Source organism: Spirosoma gilvum (assembly GCF_054776815.1).
On record NZ_BAAHBH010000019.1, the window covers coordinates 44,732 to 64,278 of the forward strand.

Consider the following 19,547-nt stretch of genomic DNA (forward strand, 5'->3'; position numbering starts at 1 on the left):
AAAAGTTGGCCCTTACGGCAGGTAGGTATACGTTACGGTAGATATAAGTCTCAAATATAGTATGCGTGCCGAGTATTTAGGATAATTTTAGTGGCTGGTTTTCTAATATTATAGGCAGCTCGGCATTGCTGATCAGTAAAATACAATTTAAATATCGGGGTAATATAACAACAATTCCGTAGTCTGTTAACCGGCCAAATAAGCAAAAGCCCGTTTTTTAGACGGCACATGTGTTAGGTTTGTCACAGAATAGGCGACAATATGTTTTATGAATTGATACTATGGTTGCATATGGGTCTGATCCGTTACTTTGAATGTAACTTCATTAGTTGAAAATTGTTGATACAGACTACATGGCTCTACAACTGATCTTACCTGATGCACTCCATTTGTGTGCCATACATTGAGAATTACGAACCACTTTTAAGATGAACACTCAAACCAACAACCCATTACACGGAAAAACACTGGAAGCCATTCTGACCGAACTGGTGGACTACTATGGCTGGGAGCGATTAAGTCGCAAAATTCGCATCAACTGCTTTATAAGTAATCCCAGCATCAAATCCAGCCTGACTTTTTTACGGAAAACCGATTGGGCCCGAAAGCAGGTCGAAGATTTGTACCTTCAGATGATTGACCACTGAGCTATTGCGCGTGTAGGGTAGCTATTCGGCTGTCAATTTTAGAATGTCCTCTAGTAATGCATCGGTCATGCTCGGGCGTTTCGCATTTTCATCGACAACCTGCCCTTTTTTATTGATCAGGATATAGCGGGGAATGCTCTGGATGCCGAAATACTGGACGGTTCGCGATTTCCAGCCGCCTGTCGACAGACCCTGTTCGCCCTGAAGCTGGAGTGTGTTGAGGGCTCGTTTCCAGACGTCTTCAGTGTCGTCGATCGATATATACAGGAATACGATCTGGTCTTTCTGTTTCTTGGTCAGGCGTTCCTGTAGCTGCTTCGAGAAGGGGAATTCTGCCCGGCAGGGACCACACCAGCTTGCCCATACATCCAGATAAACGACTTTACCTTTAAAATCGTCGAGCGTAACCGGCTCACCGGCCTGATTAACGAAGGAAAACGTATTGGGGTCGATTGTTCGTTTTTTAGCGGCTGCAACGACGGGTTCTTCTTTCCGGGCCAACACCTCACCGCAACGAGCTTTGACGGTGATAGCATACCCTGCCGAACTGGGCGTAGCATTGAGCAGATTGAACACCTCCCGTACCGACCCCGGAGTGGCTTTCTCACAGTTTTCGACCAACAGCCGGGCCAGGGCATACTGATATGGTTTTCCGCTCAGATGCTGACGCGCAAACGACGCTTTATCGGGCAGACTGGTCTGGATGTCGGCAGTCGAGTACTTGACGAAATTCCGGTCTTTGGCATTAAAGTAGGTGACGTAATAATACAGGAAGTTCTGGTACGATTCGGCGGGTAAAGCGGCTTCATCATTCACCTTTAGCGAAGCCAATTCCTCAACCATTACCGACGGAAGTGAATTAAGACGCGGCTGGCTGGTCTGCGCGTTTCCCCGGATGATCGGGTAGGCCAGTAGCAAATGCCAGTAGTTCCAGCGGATGCTGGCTTCGACGTATTGACGAAACGCATCCGAAAACTGACCTGCCTGCGGATAGGATTTGTAAAATGCCAACTGCGCTTTGCGGGCATCAAACAGGTTCATTTCCCAGATGTCGATCCCGGTTGTCTGTAGTTTTGTGTATTGGCTCGTTGCGTCAAAATCACTTTTGAATTTGGACGCGAACTCCGTCAGAAAGGCTTTTTCGGGAGCTGCGGTAAATAAAGCTTCCGGCTGCGGCCCCTGGTAGATCGACTGAGCCATGCCGAAGTGGAAACTCAGGCAAAAAAGCAGTAGTGTTAAACGGTACAAGTTCATATACTTTGGCAGGTTAAGAATAGATATAGAACCGCACCGGCGGACCGGCAGATTTTTATGATGATTATGATTAATTATGATCTGTGTAAATCATAACTATCATAAAAATCCGTACGGTCCGCCGTGGCGGTTATATCTGTCAATGACAAACTTCATTCCAGAATCAGTTTTTGACGGCTGACAGTACTCGTTTAATTAATTCATTCGGATTGCCGTTATGCCAGCGCCATACAATCACGATGTCATGCTCCGGGTCGACCCATATGGTGTTTGAACCCGCGCCAACGGCCGCATAACTCGTAGCAGGGGCATCCGGCCAGGCTTTTTTACCCGTCGAACTGGTGCCTGTGTTCAGCCACCACAGGTAGCCATAGTCAGGGCCATAGGGGCTGGGCGAAGTGGCTTGCTTCACCCAGTTCGAAGAGACGATCTGCTGGTTTCCCCAGCGTCCCTGACGGAGAAACAGGTAACCAAAACGGGCTTCATCGCGGGTGTTGATCCATAACCCGCCACCCCAGCGCGTTCCCCCGCTAACCGAAGGCATCTGTTTACCATCGACCTCAGCGACTGCGTTTGGGTAGGTAATGTATTTCCAGGTATCGGACGCACCGATCGGATTCATGATTTCATCCCGCACAACGTCGGGTATAGGCTTCTTCCAGAGCCGAAGTAGTGATAAGGCCAGCCGATTGATGCGAACATCGTTGTATTCGTAGTAGGTACCGGGCTTCTGGAGAGAGCGGGGCTTGCGTTCACCTTTGCCAAATGCTTCTTTACCAACAAAATCGCTGTTTTTTCCCCAGAGGCTACCTTCCCATTCGCTGGTTTGGGTCAGGTGATTTTCCCAGGTGATGGGTTTATTCTGCTCGGAATCATACCCGCCATCGTGAATTAGTTTAGCAACTGGATCGTGGATGTCTGGAATCATACCCCGTTCAATCGTAATGCCAGCCACTGTGGAGAGTAGGCTTTTGGCTACGCTATAGGTTGGGTCCGCGCGCTGGGTATCTCCCCATTCGGCTACGATATACCCATGTCGAAGTACAATACCATTGGTAGCCGCCCGACTGGTTGGCATCGGGCCGAGCATTTTTCCAAAGATTTCTTCCTGGGTCGAAAAATTGGGCGTCATCTGGGTAGTTTCCATCGTTTTGGCGAAGGCAACCGCCTGATCGAGCAGCGCTGCGTCCATCCCGACTTTTTCGGGAGCACGATGTTCCCAGTCACCTTTGGGTGGAAAATAAACCGATTGGGTCGCTGGTTGGCGATGACAGGCTACCAGAACCAATATTGCCAGAAAATACAGCGTTAATTTATGTAAGCGAAGACGTATCATAAAGGAAATTGGCAGCTAGTTGATGGGTTAATCTGTATAGGCTTAGACTGTCACAACCTTAAAGATAAAGCGGAATTGCGAACAACAGCGAATGGATACGATTTGAGTGTTCAGCCAGACTGTTGGGCATAAAAAAACGTCTCGCCATGTCGAAAAACAGCGAGACGTTTGGTCGTACTAATTTACGATTTATTGCCGGACCGGCCGAAGAACCATAAACTGTTGCTGAAGCAGGTAATAGCCGCCGAACAGAACCGTATTAAAGAACAGGTCGCCAAACACGCCGTTCAGGAAGAACGAGCTGCCGTCGTAAAAGGCCAATCCGGCTGCGTAACAACCCATCAGACCGGGCATCGTTTGCGGATAATATGTGCTACCATACCAGACGGCAAAGTTCGTGATCAGAAAAAACAGGATCGACGACGTGACGGATGCGATAGCAATCCGGCTGACCGACGGTACCTGAGATGCTGACCCACGACCTGCCCAAAGGCCGATCAGCCAGGTCAGCAGAAAGCTAATGTACACGGCACTCATGTTGCCGTGAAAACCAATTAAGGCATCGCTTAAGAGCATAGCTGCCAGAGGAACGGCCAGCCCCAGCCATTTTCGTTCGAACGTAGCAGCGCCAAAAAGGGCTACGGCCGCTACCGGCGTAAAATTGGGCCAGTGGGGCAGCAAGCGGAACAAGGCAGTTGTGAGAACAATGACCGAAAGGGTAGTCAGTCGAATCTGGAGCGGCTTCATCAGCGTATAATCAGCGATTAATGAACGAATTCAAATAGCCCGGCCAATTGGCGGAAACCGTCAAATCAGACCGGATTATTGCAAAGGTAACGCCAAAACAGATACGACAAAGCTCCAGATCAAAAGAAGGGGTAAGGAATGAAGGATGTCGAAGGCAGTCGCCTACAGCTACAGGCAGAAATAAAAGCTGAGAAATTGTACAAACACAAAACCGGTTTATAAAGAATACGAATAGGCAAACATCCATGACAACCAGGCTGCTTTCCGATATAGACGGGCATACATGTTTGCTCCCGGTAAAGGCTTGCTCCCGGTAAAGTATCAGTAATAGTAGCGTTATAAAAAAGTAAAAATCCGTTCATCAGTATAGCTAGCCGTTCATCAGAAAATATTGCCGATTGATGTTATTTAGATAGTTGTCTAAATGATTAATTAGATATTTGTCTAACAATTTAATCATCTGCTGATGAATAACCTCTTTAAGGCCTTAAATGATCCTACTCGCCGACAGATACTGGACCTATTACGCGAGAGTGATCTGAACGCCGGTGAGATCGCCGACCGGTTCGACATGACAAAGCCCAGTATCTCGCACCACCTTGATTTATTGCGGCAGGCCGGGCTGGTTGAAGCCACCAAGCAGGGGCAGTTTGTGAATTACTCGCTCAATACGACAGTCATGGACGAGTTGATGGCCTGGTTGCTCAGTTTTCAGAAAGCGACCGATGTCGAGAAGCCGACAATCAAAAACATTCCTTAAATCAAAACCTCAAAAACACCTTTAAAGCCTTTATCAACCATGAAAACAACATCCAATGCCACCGAACTCCTGATGATCGGGACACTATTGGCTCCCTTTATCTACCTGGCCATTATCTGGAATCAGCTTCCGGCTGAGATCATTACCCATTATGATTATACCGGCACACCTGATGGAACAATGGCAAAGACCAACGCGGCTGTCATGATGGGGACGCTGTCCATTAGTTTGTATCTGGTACTTCGTTTTCTTCCCCGCCTTGACTCCAAACATCGTTTACAATCTTCGAACTATGATAAACTCCGGTTTGTGATTGTATTGGCGCTGGCCACCCTTGTGGGCTGGGTATGGTATATGGCTCAACATAGCCTGGAGAAGCAGTCGGCCTTAATTCCTATGTTCGCGATTCTGGGCGTTATGTTTGCTGGCATTGGGAATTATATCACAACAGTAAAACCGAATTGGTTTGTAGGCATTCGTACCCCCTGGACGCTCTATAATGAGACCGTCTGGCGTAAGACGCATCGGATGGGCGGGCGGCTGATGGTCTTAGGAGGGTTGCTAAGTGCTGTATTAGCATTGGTCGTGCCGATGCCCTACGCGCTCTGGGTTGTTACCGGAATCATTTTGCTGGTGTCGGCAATCCCGGTGATTTATTCGTATATCTACTATCGGCAGGAGAAAGCCCACCAGTTGAACTGACCTAACCACCACGGTAAATGTCGTCCTGGTAGCCAGCCATTTCCATTACCCATTATTAATTGTCCATTTTCCATTATTCATTATTAAACATGAACCGTTTTCTAACCGTAGCCTGTGGTCTGATTTTCGTCGCGCTGAAAACAGTGGCCCAAACCGAAGAACCAATCCATTATAAAATCACCGTGCCTGCCGGAGCCGATCTGACACTCGACGGAACGCTTACCTTGCCCGATCAGGCCAAAAAGCCCGTTCCAGTTGTACTGCTTATTGCCGGTTCCGGACCGACGGATCGGGATTGCAATAGCGTATATGGGCTGAAATCGAATGCGTTTAAGATGCTGACCGACAGTCTGGTGCGAAAAGGTATAGCCGTCGCCCGGTATGATAAGCGGGGATCTGGTACGAATCTGAACGCTGCGGAAAGTGCTATCAAATCAGAAGATCACCGGTTCAATTTCTACGTCAGCGATGCCGTTGGGTTCATTCGCCAACTCCAGGGCGACAAGCGTTTTTCGAAGGTATTTGTGGCGGGTCATTCGGAAGGATCGCTGGTGGGCATGCTGGCGGCTGAGGAGACGAAAGCGGCTGGGTTTATTTCAGTAGCCGGTGCAGGGCGTAACATTGCCGAGGTAATGAAAGAACAGGGACGAATGGGTGGCAATCCTAAAGAACTGCAAGCCGAAGTAGACGGGGCGCTGGATTCGTTGCGGGCAGGTCATACCATCCATCCAAAACATCCGATTCTGAGAGCCCAGCTTTCGCCTAAAGTACAGCCTGCGCTGATTTCCTGGATGCAATATGATCCGGCGGCTGTGTTGAAATCATTTAAGGGGCCGGTATTGATCCTACAGGGAAAAAAAGACCTACAGGTGGCCTTGACCGATGCCGAACTCCTGAAAGCCGCCCGGCCAGATGCTACATTAGTGGTATTCGATCAGATGAACCATGTGATGAAAGACTTTACTGGAACGGATAAAATGGAAAATTTCAAAACCTACAACGATCCATCCTTACCGCTTACACCCGGCTTTTCTACAGCAATCGCACTGTTTATTACTGGTCATTAATTAGTCATCAGGTAGTCATTGGTTGTCATGCATCGTTTCCATATGACTACCAATGACCACCGAATGACAAATAATGACCTTACCGAAGGGCAACGATGCGGTTAGGAAGATTCTTTAGTTGAATTTTGAAAAGTGTTGGCCAGTTTTTACCCGTCACATACAAAGCATTTTCATCAGCCTGGTAAGCGATACCGTTCAGTACGTTGGCTTTCGTATCGACGTTTTTAGGCAAAATAGCGTCCATCGAAAGCTCACCAACGACTTTCCCTGTGCTTACATCGATCTGGACGATACGATTCGTTTGCCAGACATTCGCGAACACATAGCCATTTACGTATTCCAGCTCATTGAGATTCATCACTGGCCCCAAATTGTCATATACCGCCAGTTCGCCCTTACGCTGGAAATCGGGCGTCAGAAAGAATAGCCGATTCGTACCATCGCTTAGGATCAGCGTTGAATCTGTATGGGTGAGGCCCCAGCCCTGCGTATGATACGTGAACGTTTTGTCGAGGGTAAAGTCCAAATTGTAGCGGAAGCACACGCCCGACGTCCAGGTAAGCTGGTAAATTTTGTCGCGAAAAATAGTGATGCCTTCCCCAAAATATTGACTGTCTAGCGAAACGGACTTTTTAATGGCACCCGTTGCCAAATCAACCAGCATCAGTTTCGATTGCCCATTGAGCCCGGTACTTTCGTACAGGTTACCCCGGTAGAACTCCAGACCCTGGGTGAAACTTTCGGACTGGTGTGGGTACTGTTTTAAGACCGAATAGCGTAGCGCAACGGGCCTGAAATCGGACCATAGTTCAATGTTCAGTGTATCAGAAATTACGGATTGATCGGCCAGTTTGCCGCTAATGATCAGGGAGTGTAGTCCCGTTTTTATTGATTTAGCCCTGATAGTCAGTGAGCTATCTGAGCGCTGAATAATCGGTGTGGAAGTTGCCCTAAGCGTTACGCTGGCTTCCGCAAGGGGTTTGCTTAGCTGAATGACGATCGTATCCCCGAGCGTATAGGTGCTCTTGGAAAGTGTTGCTACCGCTGGCTTCGCTTCATCGGTCTGTGCCGTTTCGGTGTTGCGTTTCGGCTGGCAGCTTATATACAGTACGCTTAACCCCAGTAGGAAAAACGAATACAGGTTACGGTTCATAGTCAGTTCGTTGGCATGGGTTAGACATTCGTTACTACTAACGAACAGTTGATCCTTTTTTGTCAAAGCTACCGACGCCAATGACTCAAACCGCCTTGAAAAAGTTTATTGTGAACGGTAGAGGCTACATATTTCGTCGGTATTGCCCACCTACTGCGTAAAGTGCACGGGACAATTGCCCGAGCGAACAAACTTTAGTCGCTTCCATCAGGCTGTCAAACAGATTACCATTAGCCAGGGCTGTTGCCTGCAAATTAGCCAGCGCTACGGTCGCTTCGGCCTGGTGTTTTTGCTGAAACGTCTGACAGGAGTCGACGGCATACCGTTTTTCTTCATCCGTGGAGCGAATGACTTCACGGGGTACGATGGTCGGTGAACCGGCTGGATCGAGAAAGGTATTGACGCCTACAATGGGTAGCTGGCCGTTGTGTTTCAGGGTCTCGTAATACATCGATTCTTCCTGAATTTTGCTACGCTGGTACATGCGTTCCATGGCCCCTAACACGCCACCCCGTTCATTGATCGCCAGAAATTCCTGATAAACCGCTTCTTCAACCAGATCCGTCAATTCGTCAACGACGAAAGCACCCTGCAATGGATTTTCATTTTTGGTCAGACCAAACTCCCGGTTGATAATCAACTGAATGGCCATAGCCCGCCGAACGGATTCTTCGGTAGGGGTTGTGATGGCCTCATCGTAGGCGTTGGTATGCAGGGAATTGCAGTTGTCATAGATGGCCAGTAGCGCCTGTAGGGTGGTTCGAATATCGTTAAAGGCAATCTCCTGTGCGTGCAAACTCCGGCCCGATGTTTGAATATGGTATTTCAGCTTCTGCGAACGGTCGTTGGCTTTGTACTTATGTTTCATGGCTTTCGCCCAGATACGCCGGGCTACACGACCTAGTACCGTGTATTCGGGGTCCATGCCGTTCGAGAAGAAAAACGACAGGTTTGGGGCAAACGTGTCGATGTGCATCCCCCGGCTCAGGTAATATTCCACAAACGTAAATCCGTTCGAGAGGGTAAAGGCCAGTTGGGAAATGGGGTTAGCACCGGCTTCGGCAATGTGGTAACCCGAGATCGAAACCGAGTAAAAATTCTGAACCCGATTATCAGTAAAATACTGCTGAATATCGCCCATCATTTTGAGGGCAAATTCAGTCGAAAAAATACAGGTATTCTGCGCCTGATCTTCCTTCAAAATGTCGGCCTGGACCGTACCCCGCACGCGACGGAGGGTGTCGGCCTTGATCTTTTCATAAACCTCTTTGGGCAAAACTTTATCGCCCGTAGTCCCCAGCAGCATCAGCCCCAACCCGTCGTTCCCCTCAGGAAGGGGACCATTGTAAGTAGGAGTTAGGAGTGAGGAGTTAGTAGTGAGGAGGGCTGACGCATCCTGATTTGTGCGGAGCCATTCTCGCTCCTCGCTCCTCGCTCCTCGCTCCTGATTAAGAAGCCATTTCTCACACTGCTGGTCAATGGCTGCGTTCAGGAAAAAGCCTAGCAACATGGGTGCGGGGCCGTTGATGGTCATGGAAACCGACGTGGCCGGATCGCACAGGTCGAAGCCCGAATAGAGTTTCTTCGCATCGTCGAGGGTACAAATGCTGACGCCGGAGTTGCCAATCTTGCCAAAAATATCAGGGCGCATGGCGGGGTCCTCGCCATACAGCGTAACCGAGTCAAAGGCGGTTGAGAGACGTTTGGCGGGCAGTCCTTTCGAAACGTAGTGAAACCGTCGGTTCGTCCGTTCGGGCCCACCCTCGCCTGCAAACATACGGGTAGGGTCTTCGCCTTCGCGTTTGAGCGGAAACACCCCAGCCGCATATGGAAACTCGCCCGGTACGTTTTCGGTCAGCAACCAACGTAGCACATCCCCCCAGTCGTGGTATTTGGGCAGGCTGACTTTAGGGATTTTCAGGTGCGACAACGTTTCCGAATAGAGCGGTTGCCGGATGGTTTTATCCCGAACAGTGTACTCGTAGAAATCTGCGGTATAACGTTGCTGTAAGTCTGGCCATTGGTTCAGCAAAGCACTACAGTCGGGGTGAAGCCGTGTTTCAAGGTCCGTATACAGCTTTTGAAGTTCCTCTTTAAGTGAACCGTCGGTTAGTAACGTCAACGTGCCATGAATCTGGTAAAGTTGCCGGGCCAGCCCTGTCTGTTCCTGCACAAAACCATCGTACCGACGGCTCTCTTCCACAATTTCAGCCAGATACCGAACCCGGTCGGGAGGGATGACAGCCTGGGGCAAGGAGCGTGGGGCGTGGGGCGTGGAGCCAGGAGTGGTGATGTCCAGGTGAGGGTTTCCATGCTCTGCGCTTTCTGCTCCATGCTCCGTGCTCCCTCCACCTTGCACCACGCCCATCAGGCGGGTAAACAGCGCGGTCATGCCCGGATCGTTGAACTGAGCGGCTACCGTACCCAGAATTGGCAGGTCGTCATCGGGTATATCCCACAGATTGTGGTTGCGCCGATATTGCTTCCGAACATCACGCAACGCATCCAGTGAACCCCGTTTGTCGAATTTGTTGATGGCAATCACATCGGCGAAATCGAGCATGTCGATTTTTTCAAGCTGGGTAGCCGCTCCGTACTCGGCGGTCATCACATACAGGGTCTTATCCGCATGTTCGGTAATCTCGGTGTCTGACTGTCCGATACCGGAGGTCTCGACAATGATCAGGTCAAAATGAGCCGCTTTGCACACATCGATGGCATCCTGAACATACCGACTCAAAGCTAGATTGGATTGCCGGGTTGCCAGCGAGCGCATGTATACCCTCGGCGAATGGATGGCATTCATACGAATACGATCACCCAAAAGCGCTCCACCCGTTTTTCGTTTTGATGGATCGACGGAGATAATAGCCAGCGTTTTGTCGGGATATTGACGCAAAAACCGAAGCACCAGCTCATCGACCAGCGATGACTTTCCGGCCCCGCCTGTACCGGTAATACCCAGGACGGGAGAGGAAGGAGTAGTTGAGTGCGGCAACGGATGTTGGTTAAGTGATTGGGCGAAATGCTCAGGATGGTTTTCGGCAGTGGTAATGAGTCGGGCAATGGTGTCTGATTCGGCAGGTGAAAGCACAGCCCCCTTATCGGGAGTCGGAGGGGCAAAGTCACACTGGTGTAACAAATCGTCGATCATGCCCTGCAGTCCCATAGACCGGCCATCGTCGGGTGAGTAAATACGGGCGATGCCATAGGCATGTAGTTCTTCGATTTCAGTCGGTAGAATGGTTCCACCCCCTCCGCCAAAGATTTTGATATGACCAGCTCCCCGTTCGTGAAGCAGATCATACATGTACTTGAAAAATTCCAGATGCCCCCCCTGATAGCTAGTTACGGCAATCCCCTGAACATCTTCCTGAATAGCGCAGTCAACAATTTCGGCGACTGACCGATTATGGCCCAGATGGATTACCTCAGCACCGGCTGCCTGCATCAGTCGGCGCATCAGATTGATGGCAGCATCGTGCCCATCAAATAGAGAAGCCGCCGTTACAATGCGGATTTTGTGGGTGAACGTCTGCGATTGAACGGATTTCGGCTGTTGTGCTACCATGCTGGGTATTGGTTAATCGGTGAAGCTCACCACTTCGCCAAAGTTACACACTCGGCGGAATGATTCGTTGGTGAAGTACCACGGTTAGTTTCATTCGACTGGTAACGCGGGTGGAAACCCGTGATTTTTGATCAAATAGCGCGGGTTTCCACCCGCGTTACAACGAGTGTATTACTTTTGTATATAGGCTTTAAACGAATTTTATGCGAAAACAGGTCAAGGTGCTCTCGTTGGTAGTATGGCTAGTGAGTACTCTTTATGCACAGGCTCAGGATCATGCGCTGCTCTATAAGGTGACGGGGCCGGGTCTGGCGCAGCCTTCTTATCTCTATGGAACATTTCATATGGTTTGCCCGACCGATTTGGTTATTTCTGACGAAGCCAAAAAGGCACTTAGTGATGCCCAGCAGGTCTATCTGGAGCTCGATCTAGATGACCCAGCCATGATGGGAGGGATGATGAAAGCCGCCATGATGACCAACGGTAAGACCGCAAAAGACTACCTGTCGGCTGATGATTATAAACTGCTGGAAAGTTATCTGAAGCAGAAAATGAACATGAACCTGGCACAGTTGGGCATGATGAAACCAATTGGCTTACTGTCGCTGATGTACATGGGAATCCTGAACTGTGAGCCCGCGTCCTATGATCTGACGTTTATGCAGATGGCTCAGAAAGACAAGAAAGAAGTGCTTGGGCTTGAGTCGCTGGAGGCACAGATGGCCGCTTTGGACAAAATTCCGCTGGAGGTACAATTCAAAAGCCTGGTCGATATGGCGCGAAAACCCGACGATGCCAGCAAGGAATTCCACGAGTTTCTAACGGCTTATAAAGCGCATGATCTGGCAAAACTGATGAAGCAGATGAAAACCAGCCAGTTCGATGCCGGTATGAATGAATTTGAGGGCGACTTGCTGGAAAAACGCAACACCAGTTGGATTCCGGTTATTGAAAAGGCCGCTAAAGAAAAACCAACCTTTTTTGCCTTCGGAGCCGGACATCTGGGAAATGAGGCTGGAGTCATCAACCTCCTCCGCAAAAAAGGCTACACCGTTACGCCCGTGCAATAACTAGTTTCAGGTGACTAATGGACTATTAAACGATAAAACGAAACTCGGTTTCTGTCATCCCGACGGCAGGAGGGATCTTCGATAAGTTGGAGTAATTCGTCTCACCCGAAGATCCCTCCTGCCGTCGGGATGACAGAAACGAACCGTATTGACTAATTGATTAACAGAGTTTTATTTTTCAAATCAGCCATTATTCACGTTAGTTTGAGGTTTCAGGTTGGCTGACCCAGAGTTGCTTTCGCAAGATCAGCCAACCTGAAACCTCAAACGTGATACATTAAACCTGAACCGATTGAACCAACTCGTCCAGATTAAGTTCGGTGGAGGGCGTAGTATCGGCATTGAGCCTACGTTTCATGTAGGCCAGTCCCTCCAAGGTATGAGTGGGTTTAATGGCAGCGACACAGTCGACCGGAATCGATAGCGTTAGATCACGCATATACGCATCATTAGCCGTAAACAGAACGCACGAATCCGTACTGATGCCGGTAATGATCAAATGCCTGGCTTTCAGGTAGGTTAACAACGTATCCAGCGTGGTGGCGTAAAAGCCAGAATGCTTTGGCTTCAGCACGAAATAGTCGTCGTGTTCAGGTTTCAGAACTTCAGCCAGATACTGGCCTCTGACACCGTCGTGCAGCACATGATCGGTGACCTCCGTAAAATCAGAACGCCAGCGGCCAAAATTATCATTGACGTAAACGACCGCTACTTTTTGAGCTTTGGCCCGCTGTTTCAGGGCTGCGATCGCATCGGCAGCTTGGCGAGCCGGGCCCTCCAGTTCATCGCCACCCGGAAACTCCAGATCGTTGATCATATCGATAATCAACAAGACGACGGGCGACGAGTCGGGAACATTTCCATGTAAATCACTCTCTTTCGTTTCCATTTTTTTCGTGTAATGACACATGCCAGAATAACCTTACTGGTAAATTCCGTCAAGTGTCATTACTAAAAAACGTCCGAAAAGTTTTTTAATCCTGGAAGTTGCTAGCGAACTGGCGAGCGATTAGTTGCCAGGTTTGGTCGTGTACTCCATAAGGCGGTACACTTCCTGCCGGACCACATCGAAGGTTTGAGCCACCTGACTACGAAGTTGCTTGTAGGCAGGAACGGGCATAATAGGCGTTGGCGAATCGGCTTGTACAGGATTGGCAACATCACTCAGGCTCTTGACAAAGGACGAGGTGCTGAATTCATAGCCTTTTTCGCTACCGTTCGGGATGACCAGCGAAGCAAAATCCCAGGCCAGCAAATTGCCCCGTTTGATGCGGTCTTCACCCAGCTTTTTGACCTGTTTAAGCACTCCCTCGTAATCAGCCCCCGGTGTTCGGCGTTTCATCCGCTCCACGATCATGAATTGGGTATTGTCGGGGGCAAACTTAGGGGCATACGTACCATCGCTGATTTCCCAAATTTCCATTTTCACGACAGGCGCTGTATTCCGATCCCGCTTTTGTAAATCGGCCATTTTAGCCTGCACACTATCGCCATACATACGGGCCATAGCTTCAGGAGACGCTCCCCGGATGGCCATTTCTTTTGAAATAATACGCGTAACGTAGTCGTACTCGGTCTGATTCGGGTTGGAGGTAAACTGCTTCACGGTCATGTACCAGCCCTCCAGTCGTCCTTCATCTACAGCCGCCTGATTGATCTTTTTCCATTCGCGTTCGACCGGAAGCGCATCCTGAATGGTAAGGCCGGGGTTCAACTTGTGATAAATCAGGTACATGTACAACTTTTGGGGGGTGGTCGATTGAGCGAAAGTGACCGAAAGACATAGGCTGCAGAAAATCGAAAGCAGAAGGGTACGGCGGAAGGACATAGTAGTCGTAACTGGTTTTTAGACCAAAAGGCACCCGAAGGCAATCGTTACCTAACCAGCCTGCAAATAATAATCAACGACTGCCTTTCGACAGCGAAAAGCTTTGGGAAAGGCGTAGTGTCTATACGTTGATTTGTATTTTATGGATAAAAAATAAAAATCGATTGGGGGATTTTCGGGCTGAACTTGTCTTTGCTATACCAGACCCTCAACGCAATGCCTGCTCCTGTGTTTGCTATTCTCCGACCTGATGACCCGACTCCTGATGGACAGATACCACTCGTCAGGAGTCAGCCCGACGTGCCGAATCCAATGCCCAACGACGGTGAATTGTTTATCCGTAATGCGTTCAGCGAAGATCCGCGACTTGGTTGTGAATTGCTTTTTCGCCAGTATTTCGCGCCCTTATGCAGTCACGTCGTTCGGTTTGTTTATAACCGACAACTTGCCGAAGATTTAGTGGCCGATTTGTTCTATACGTTTTACACGAAGGAACTATACCGGCAGGTGACTGGCTCATACCGGGCTTATCTCTATCAGGCGGCCCGAAACCGCGCTTATAACAGTCTGCGCTGGGAGTTGGGACGACAGGAAGCGCTCCCCGACAACCTCGACCGGCCCGACCTCGATACCACCCAGCCCGATCGGCTGCTTCAACAGGATGAACTGTACCGGGCGCTGGAGCAGGCGGTTCAGCAACTACCCACACAACGGCAGCGCGTGTTTTTGCTGAGCCGATTCGAAGGTAAATCCTACAAAGAAATTGCTCAGGAAATGGGCCTTTCCCCGAAAACTGTTGAGAATCACCTGCTACGGGCAACCTCTACGGTGCGGCAACTACTTCGTCAGCAGCGACTGATTAGCTGGGGCCTGCTGTTACTTACGGTTCTATTCTGACACGCAACGAACGAGTCACATCCTATGCAACCCCCTAAAGAATTGGTTTTTACCTACTTTGCCGGACAGGCAACGTCGGTTCAGCAAAAAGTCATCGGTGAATGGCTGGCCCAGCCGGGTAGTCGCGAACTCTATTTTCAATGGCTCGACGAATGGGAGCGGAGTTTTCCGCAGTACACGCCCGACGTGGCCCAACAGCTCGAATCGTTCCGGCAACGGCTCGATACGCCCTCTGAGATCCATGCGCCCCCGTTGTGGCCAGTCGTAAAATCAGGGTACTCATCAAGGCGACCTGGTAGATGGCTGGTAGCGGCTACGGTTGGACTAGCGCTGTTGGTGGGCGGCTGGCTTTTTCGAAACGAACTGTTTTACAGAACGATAGCTACCAGTCAGTATCAGTTACGATCTCTGAAACTACCTGATGGCTCAACGGTGGCCCTTAACAGCAATTCGAGTTTGCGAATACCGTGGATAGGCTATGGCTGGCTCTCCCGAAATGTGTCGCTGACGGGCGATGCGGTATTTGAGGTGAAGCACTTGCCTAATGATCAGCCGTTTGTAGTGCAGGCTACGGATGGACTGGCTGTTGAAGTATTAGGTACCGAATTTTCAGTACGTAGTCGCCCAACTCGGGCTGAAGTGGTACTCAAACGGGGAAAGGTCAATCTGCATTATACGACAGCCGACCAGCCTGAGCAGCAACTGATGATGAAACCCGGCGACCGGGTTACCCTTGACGGCCGGGGCGCCTTACGTATGCATACACAGGCCGATACGACTCAATTTGCCCAATGGCGTTACCGACTCTTCAGCTTCAACAATACCCCCCTGCGCGATGTGGCCCGTCAGATTCAGAGCGTGTTTGGCGTGGCGGTTCAGCTTACCGACCCCGCTCTGGCCCGTCGGACACTGACCGGAACCATCCGGGCCGGATCGTCGGATGAACTGGCCGAGGCCCTGGCCGAACTGCTAAATCTGCGGGTTAGCCACCGCGATCAAAAACTTGTTTTTTCAACTGCTTCCGAAACCCAGCTTACTCAATGACAAAATCACTACCGTTTGCGCTGATAACCGGTTGGTTGCTCAGTATTGGCTATGGTCATACCATTGCCCAAACCCTTGCCTACGCCCGAACGACCCAGCAGATCGATAACGGGCAATCGGCGAAAGGGAAAGAAATTAGTGTGGCGAATCAGTCCCTTAAACAGACGCTCCTCCAGTTGAAAGAGCACTATGGCGTCGATATTCTGTTCGAAGAGTCGGTGGTGGCAAAACACCTAAGCCCACTCGAATCCCTTAATCTGGGAGTTCGACTGGAAAGCAATCTAAATGCGCTGTTAAAGCCCGTTGGCCTTCGGTTTAAAAAACTTCGCTCGGGCGCGTATCTGATTCTGTCGCCCAAAAACAGCGACCGGGCCATCATCAGCATCCCCGAACCCGCAACTACCACCACCGCCGGACCGGTACAACTATCGGGATTAACCAATCTGGCCGCTTCGCAAATGGTCGAGCCTATTCAGACCGACCTTCGGGTGAGTGGGCGTGTAACCAGCGAAACGGGCGAAGCGTTACCGGGGGTTAGTGTCGTTGTCAAAGGTTCACCGCGTGGTACCACTACCGACGCTCAGGGGCGTTATAATCTGAGCGTCCCCAATGACGGTGTAACCCTGGTATTCAGCTTTGTCGGCTATGTCAGTCAGGAACAGGTTGTACGGAATCAGTCGACCATCGATGTGCAGCTTGTGCCCGATACCAAATCATTAAATGAAGTGGTCGTGGTGGGGTATGGTCAGGTAAAGAAGAGTGACCTGACGGGCGCGGTTTCCACCGTTCCGGTTGATGAGATCAGAAAAGTAGCCGTTACTTCGCTCGATCAGGCCATTCAGGGACGGGCTGCCGGGGTTCAGATTACCCAGAACTCGGGCGCACCCGGTAGCAGCACCAGCATTCGGATACGGGGAGGTAATTCGATCCAGGGCGATAACGAACCTTTGTATGTGATCGACGGGATTCCGTTCAAGAACGATGGAGCGGGCAGTGGTTCCAGTTTCAACGTGCTCAGTACGCTCAACCCCAGCGATATTGAATCGATTTCCGTACTGAAAGACGCTTCGTCAACCGCTATTTATGGTTCGAGGGGGGCCAATGGGGTTGTTATTATTACCACCAAACGGGGGAAAGCAGGTAAGTCGACCATCAATCTGGATGTGTATTATGGTATTCAGAATGTTCGTCGGAAGTATCCGGTCCTGAATGCGCGGGAATATGCGCAGTTTGTCAACGATGCCAACACCAACGAAGGGCGACCTGCCGTGTACAGTCAGGCACAGGTGGATGCGTTTGGCGAAGGTACCGACTGGCAGGATCAGATTTTCCGGCAGGCCCCCATGTCGAATTATCAACTGTCGATGAGTGGGGGTGACGAACGAACCCAGTATGCGCTTTCGGGTGGGTATTTCAAACAGAACGGAATTGTGGTCAACTCCGATTTTGAACGATACTCGTTTCGGATCAACCTGGACCGTAAACTGACCGAAAAAATCAAAGTCGGGAACAGCCTGACGGTCAGCCGCACCGTGACCAATCAATCCCGCACCGATGGCGATCTGGGAAGCGCCGGACTAGTGACCATGGCCGCCCTCCAGTTTCCGCCCATTTTACCCATTCGGGGGGCAGATGGCAATTATCTGATTACGGACCCGGCGCTTGCTTTTACCGCTGATAACCCGGTGGCACTGGCAAACGACAGTAAAAACCGAAATACGGCCAACCGGGTGTTTGGTAATGTATTTGGCGACTATCAGATTATCAATGGGTTAAGTCTGCGAGTGTCGCTTGGGCTTGATGGCATTTTGCAAAAGCAGGATTCGTACCTGCCCCGATCGGTGTCCAGTGGACTAGCGCAGGGCGGAGCGGCTTCGCTGTTCAACGGCCAATCCATGACCTGGCTGAATGAAAACCTGCTGACCTATACCCGTACGTTCAGTACCGTACACAACATAACGGCTTTGCTGGGGTATACGCAACAGGCCAACCGAACGGAGAATAGCACCGCTTCTGCCCGTAACTTCGTGAACGATAACCTGGGGTCGAGTAATCTGGGTTCGGGGTCGGTACCTCTGACTCCCAGTTCGGGCGTTGGTACGTGGGGGCTGCAATCGTATCTGACGCGGATCAATTATAGCTACAAAGATAAATACCTGCTTACGGCTTCGTTCCGGGCGGATGGCTCGTCCCGGTTCGGTGCCAATAAACAATATGGCTATTTCCCATCGGCGGCTTTGGCCTGGCGGGTTTCGGAAGAGCCATTTCTGAAGGGCATATCAGCCATTAGCGACCTCAAAGTACGGGCAACCTATGGGTCGACGGGGAACCAGGATGGCATTGGTAATTATCCGGCCTATTCCCTGCTGGGGACGCAGAATTATGTGTTTGGCAATGCCGTCTCCACGGGTCTGGGGCCCGGTCAGATTGCCAACCCTGACTTGTCCTGGGAAACAACTACTCAGGCCGATATGGGTCTTGATCTGGGGTTACTGAACAATCGGATTACCTTGACCGCCGATTTCTATGTGAAACGCACCAAAGATCTGCTTCTGAATGTGACCATACCGAGTACGTCGGGCTTTTCGAGTGCGATCAAAAACCTTGGGAAGGTAGAAAACAAAGGCATTGAGCTGAGCCTGTCGTCCTATAATCTGGACGGTGCCTTCAAATGGCGGACCGATGTGAATTTCTCCCTGAACCGCAACAAAGTACTGGACATCGGCGGGGTTCCGCAGATTTTTGCCGGGCAGGTGGCGAATATCGGGCAAAATCTAAACTCGGGCATTATCCGGGTGGGTGAGTCGCTGGGAACGTTCTTTGGCTATGTCACGAACGGACTGTATCAGACAACCGACGAACTGGCGGCCCTGAGTGACCCGCAGGCGCGTAAACCAGGCGACCGTAAATACCTGGACCTGAACGGCGACAAAAAGATTGACGATAATGATCGGACTATTATCGGACGGGCGCAACCCAAATTCATTGGCGGTATCAGCAATACGTTTTCCTACAAAGGAGTGGAGCTAACGGCGTTTTTTCAGGGCGTTTACGGTAACAACATCCTGAATGCCAATCGATATGAGCTGGAGTATCTGAATGCAACCACCAATCAGGATCGCGACATGCTGAACCGGTGGACACCAACGAATACGAATACCGATATTCCACGGGCATCGACAACCCGCCCGGCCAACCGCGTCTCGACCCGGCAAATAGAAGATGGTTCGTACCTGCGGTTGAAGAACATACAACTGGCGTATAACCTGCCCAATACGCTGCTGAAGTCGATCAAAATTCAGTCGTTGCGGGTGTACGTAACCGCACAAAACTACCTGACCTGGACCAATTACTCGGGCTATGATCCCGAAGTAAACCGATTTGGTCAGGATAGCCGCAGTCAGGGATTTGATTATGCCAGCTACCCAGCCGCCAAAACCATTCTGTTTGGATTGAATGTCGGTTTCTAAA

The 19,547-nt window shown here is 50.3% G+C and carries 15 protein-coding genes; 8 read left to right on the forward strand and 7 right to left on the reverse strand.

Going from position 1 to position 19,547, the window contains the following annotated elements:
* The first annotated feature begins 428 nt into the window (after window positions 1-428).
* A complete protein-coding gene (locus ACYVFD_RS33225; protein WP_461094862.1) occupies window positions 429-647 on the forward strand; it encodes a VF530 family protein in 219 nt (72 codons plus the stop codon).
* Between the two features lie 21 nt (window positions 648-668).
* Here the strand turns inward: ACYVFD_RS33225 and ACYVFD_RS33230 are convergent, their stop codons facing one another.
* The 3 genes from ACYVFD_RS33230 to ACYVFD_RS33240 form a co-directional block, all read right to left on the reverse strand.
* Window positions 669-1,901: a TlpA family protein disulfide reductase gene (locus ACYVFD_RS33230; protein WP_461094863.1), complete on the reverse strand. Its 1,233-nt coding sequence runs from the start codon at window positions 1,899-1,901 to the stop codon at window positions 669-671.
* Window positions 1,902-2,064: 163 nt separating this feature from the next.
* Window positions 2,065-3,237: a serine hydrolase domain-containing protein gene (locus tag ACYVFD_RS33235; protein WP_461094864.1), complete on the reverse strand. Its 1,173-nt coding sequence runs from the start codon at window positions 3,235-3,237 to the stop codon at window positions 2,065-2,067.
* Between the two features lie 189 nt (window positions 3,238-3,426).
* Window positions 3,427-3,984: a DUF6580 family putative transport protein gene (locus ACYVFD_RS33240; RefSeq protein ID WP_461094866.1), complete on the reverse strand. Its 558-nt coding sequence runs from the start codon at window positions 3,982-3,984 to the stop codon at window positions 3,427-3,429.
* Between the two features lie 466 nt (window positions 3,985-4,450).
* Between ACYVFD_RS33240 and ACYVFD_RS33245 the strand changes: the two genes are divergently transcribed.
* From ACYVFD_RS33245 to ACYVFD_RS33255, 3 genes are all read left to right on the forward strand, one after another.
* Entirely contained in the window at window positions 4,451-4,744 is a 294-nt protein-coding gene (locus ACYVFD_RS33245) for an autorepressor SdpR family transcription factor (RefSeq protein WP_461094867.1), read from the forward strand.
* 39 nt (window positions 4,745-4,783) lie between these two features.
* Window positions 4,784-5,446, forward strand: a complete 663-nt coding sequence (locus tag ACYVFD_RS33250; protein WP_461094868.1) for an SdpI family protein — start codon at window positions 4,784-4,786, stop codon at window positions 5,444-5,446.
* Between the two features lie 89 nt (window positions 5,447-5,535).
* Window positions 5,536-6,513, forward strand: coding sequence for an alpha/beta hydrolase family protein (locus ACYVFD_RS33255; protein ID WP_461094869.1), 978 nt, complete (start codon window positions 5,536-5,538; stop codon window positions 6,511-6,513).
* Between the two features lie 79 nt (window positions 6,514-6,592).
* Here ACYVFD_RS33255 and ACYVFD_RS33260 read toward each other — a convergent pair whose 3' ends face one another.
* Both ACYVFD_RS33260 and ACYVFD_RS33265 read right to left on the reverse strand, forming a co-directional pair.
* Window positions 6,593-7,666 (reverse strand): glutaminyl-peptide cyclotransferase, encoded by a 1,074-nt coding sequence (locus ACYVFD_RS33260; RefSeq protein WP_461094870.1) that lies wholly within the window; start codon window positions 7,664-7,666, stop codon window positions 6,593-6,595.
* 124 nt (window positions 7,667-7,790) lie between these two features.
* A complete protein-coding gene (locus tag ACYVFD_RS33265) occupies window positions 7,791-11,237 on the reverse strand; it encodes a methylmalonyl-CoA mutase family protein (protein WP_461094871.1) in 3,447 nt (1,148 codons plus the stop codon).
* Between the two features lie 203 nt (window positions 11,238-11,440).
* Between ACYVFD_RS33265 and ACYVFD_RS33270 the strand changes: the two genes are divergently transcribed.
* A complete protein-coding gene (locus tag ACYVFD_RS33270; RefSeq protein ID WP_461094873.1) occupies window positions 11,441-12,307 on the forward strand; it encodes a TraB/GumN family protein in 867 nt (288 codons plus the stop codon).
* A 277-nt stretch (window positions 12,308-12,584) separates the two neighbouring features.
* On the opposite strand, the gene ACYVFD_RS33275 is transcribed toward ACYVFD_RS33270, so the two are convergent.
* Both ACYVFD_RS33275 and ACYVFD_RS33280 read right to left on the reverse strand, forming a co-directional pair.
* Window positions 12,585-13,196, reverse strand: a complete 612-nt coding sequence (locus ACYVFD_RS33275; protein ID WP_461094874.1) for a cysteine hydrolase family protein — start codon at window positions 13,194-13,196, stop codon at window positions 12,585-12,587.
* Between the two features lie 120 nt (window positions 13,197-13,316).
* Window positions 13,317-14,135 (reverse strand): hypothetical protein, encoded by an 819-nt coding sequence (locus tag ACYVFD_RS33280; protein ID WP_461094875.1) that lies wholly within the window; start codon window positions 14,133-14,135, stop codon window positions 13,317-13,319.
* Window positions 14,136-14,351: 216 nt separating this feature from the next.
* Between ACYVFD_RS33280 and ACYVFD_RS33285 the strand changes: the two genes are divergently transcribed.
* From ACYVFD_RS33285 to ACYVFD_RS33295, 3 genes are read left to right on the forward strand one after another with little or no spacing between them, the layout of a single operon-like run.
* Window positions 14,352-15,032: a sigma-70 family RNA polymerase sigma factor gene (locus ACYVFD_RS33285; protein ID WP_461094876.1), complete on the forward strand. Its 681-nt coding sequence runs from the start codon at window positions 14,352-14,354 to the stop codon at window positions 15,030-15,032.
* A 24-nt stretch (window positions 15,033-15,056) separates the two neighbouring features.
* The gene (locus ACYVFD_RS33290; protein ID WP_461094877.1) at window positions 15,057-16,076 is read left to right on the forward strand and encodes a FecR family protein; all 1,020 of its coding nucleotides are present in this window, start codon (window positions 15,057-15,059) and stop codon (window positions 16,074-16,076) included.
* A complete protein-coding gene (locus ACYVFD_RS33295) occupies window positions 16,073-19,546 on the forward strand; it encodes a SusC/RagA family TonB-linked outer membrane protein (RefSeq protein WP_461094879.1) in 3,474 nt (1,157 codons plus the stop codon). Before ACYVFD_RS33290 ends, ACYVFD_RS33295 begins: the two co-directional genes overlap by 4 nt.
* The last annotated feature ends 1 nt before the right edge of the window (window position 19,547 follow it).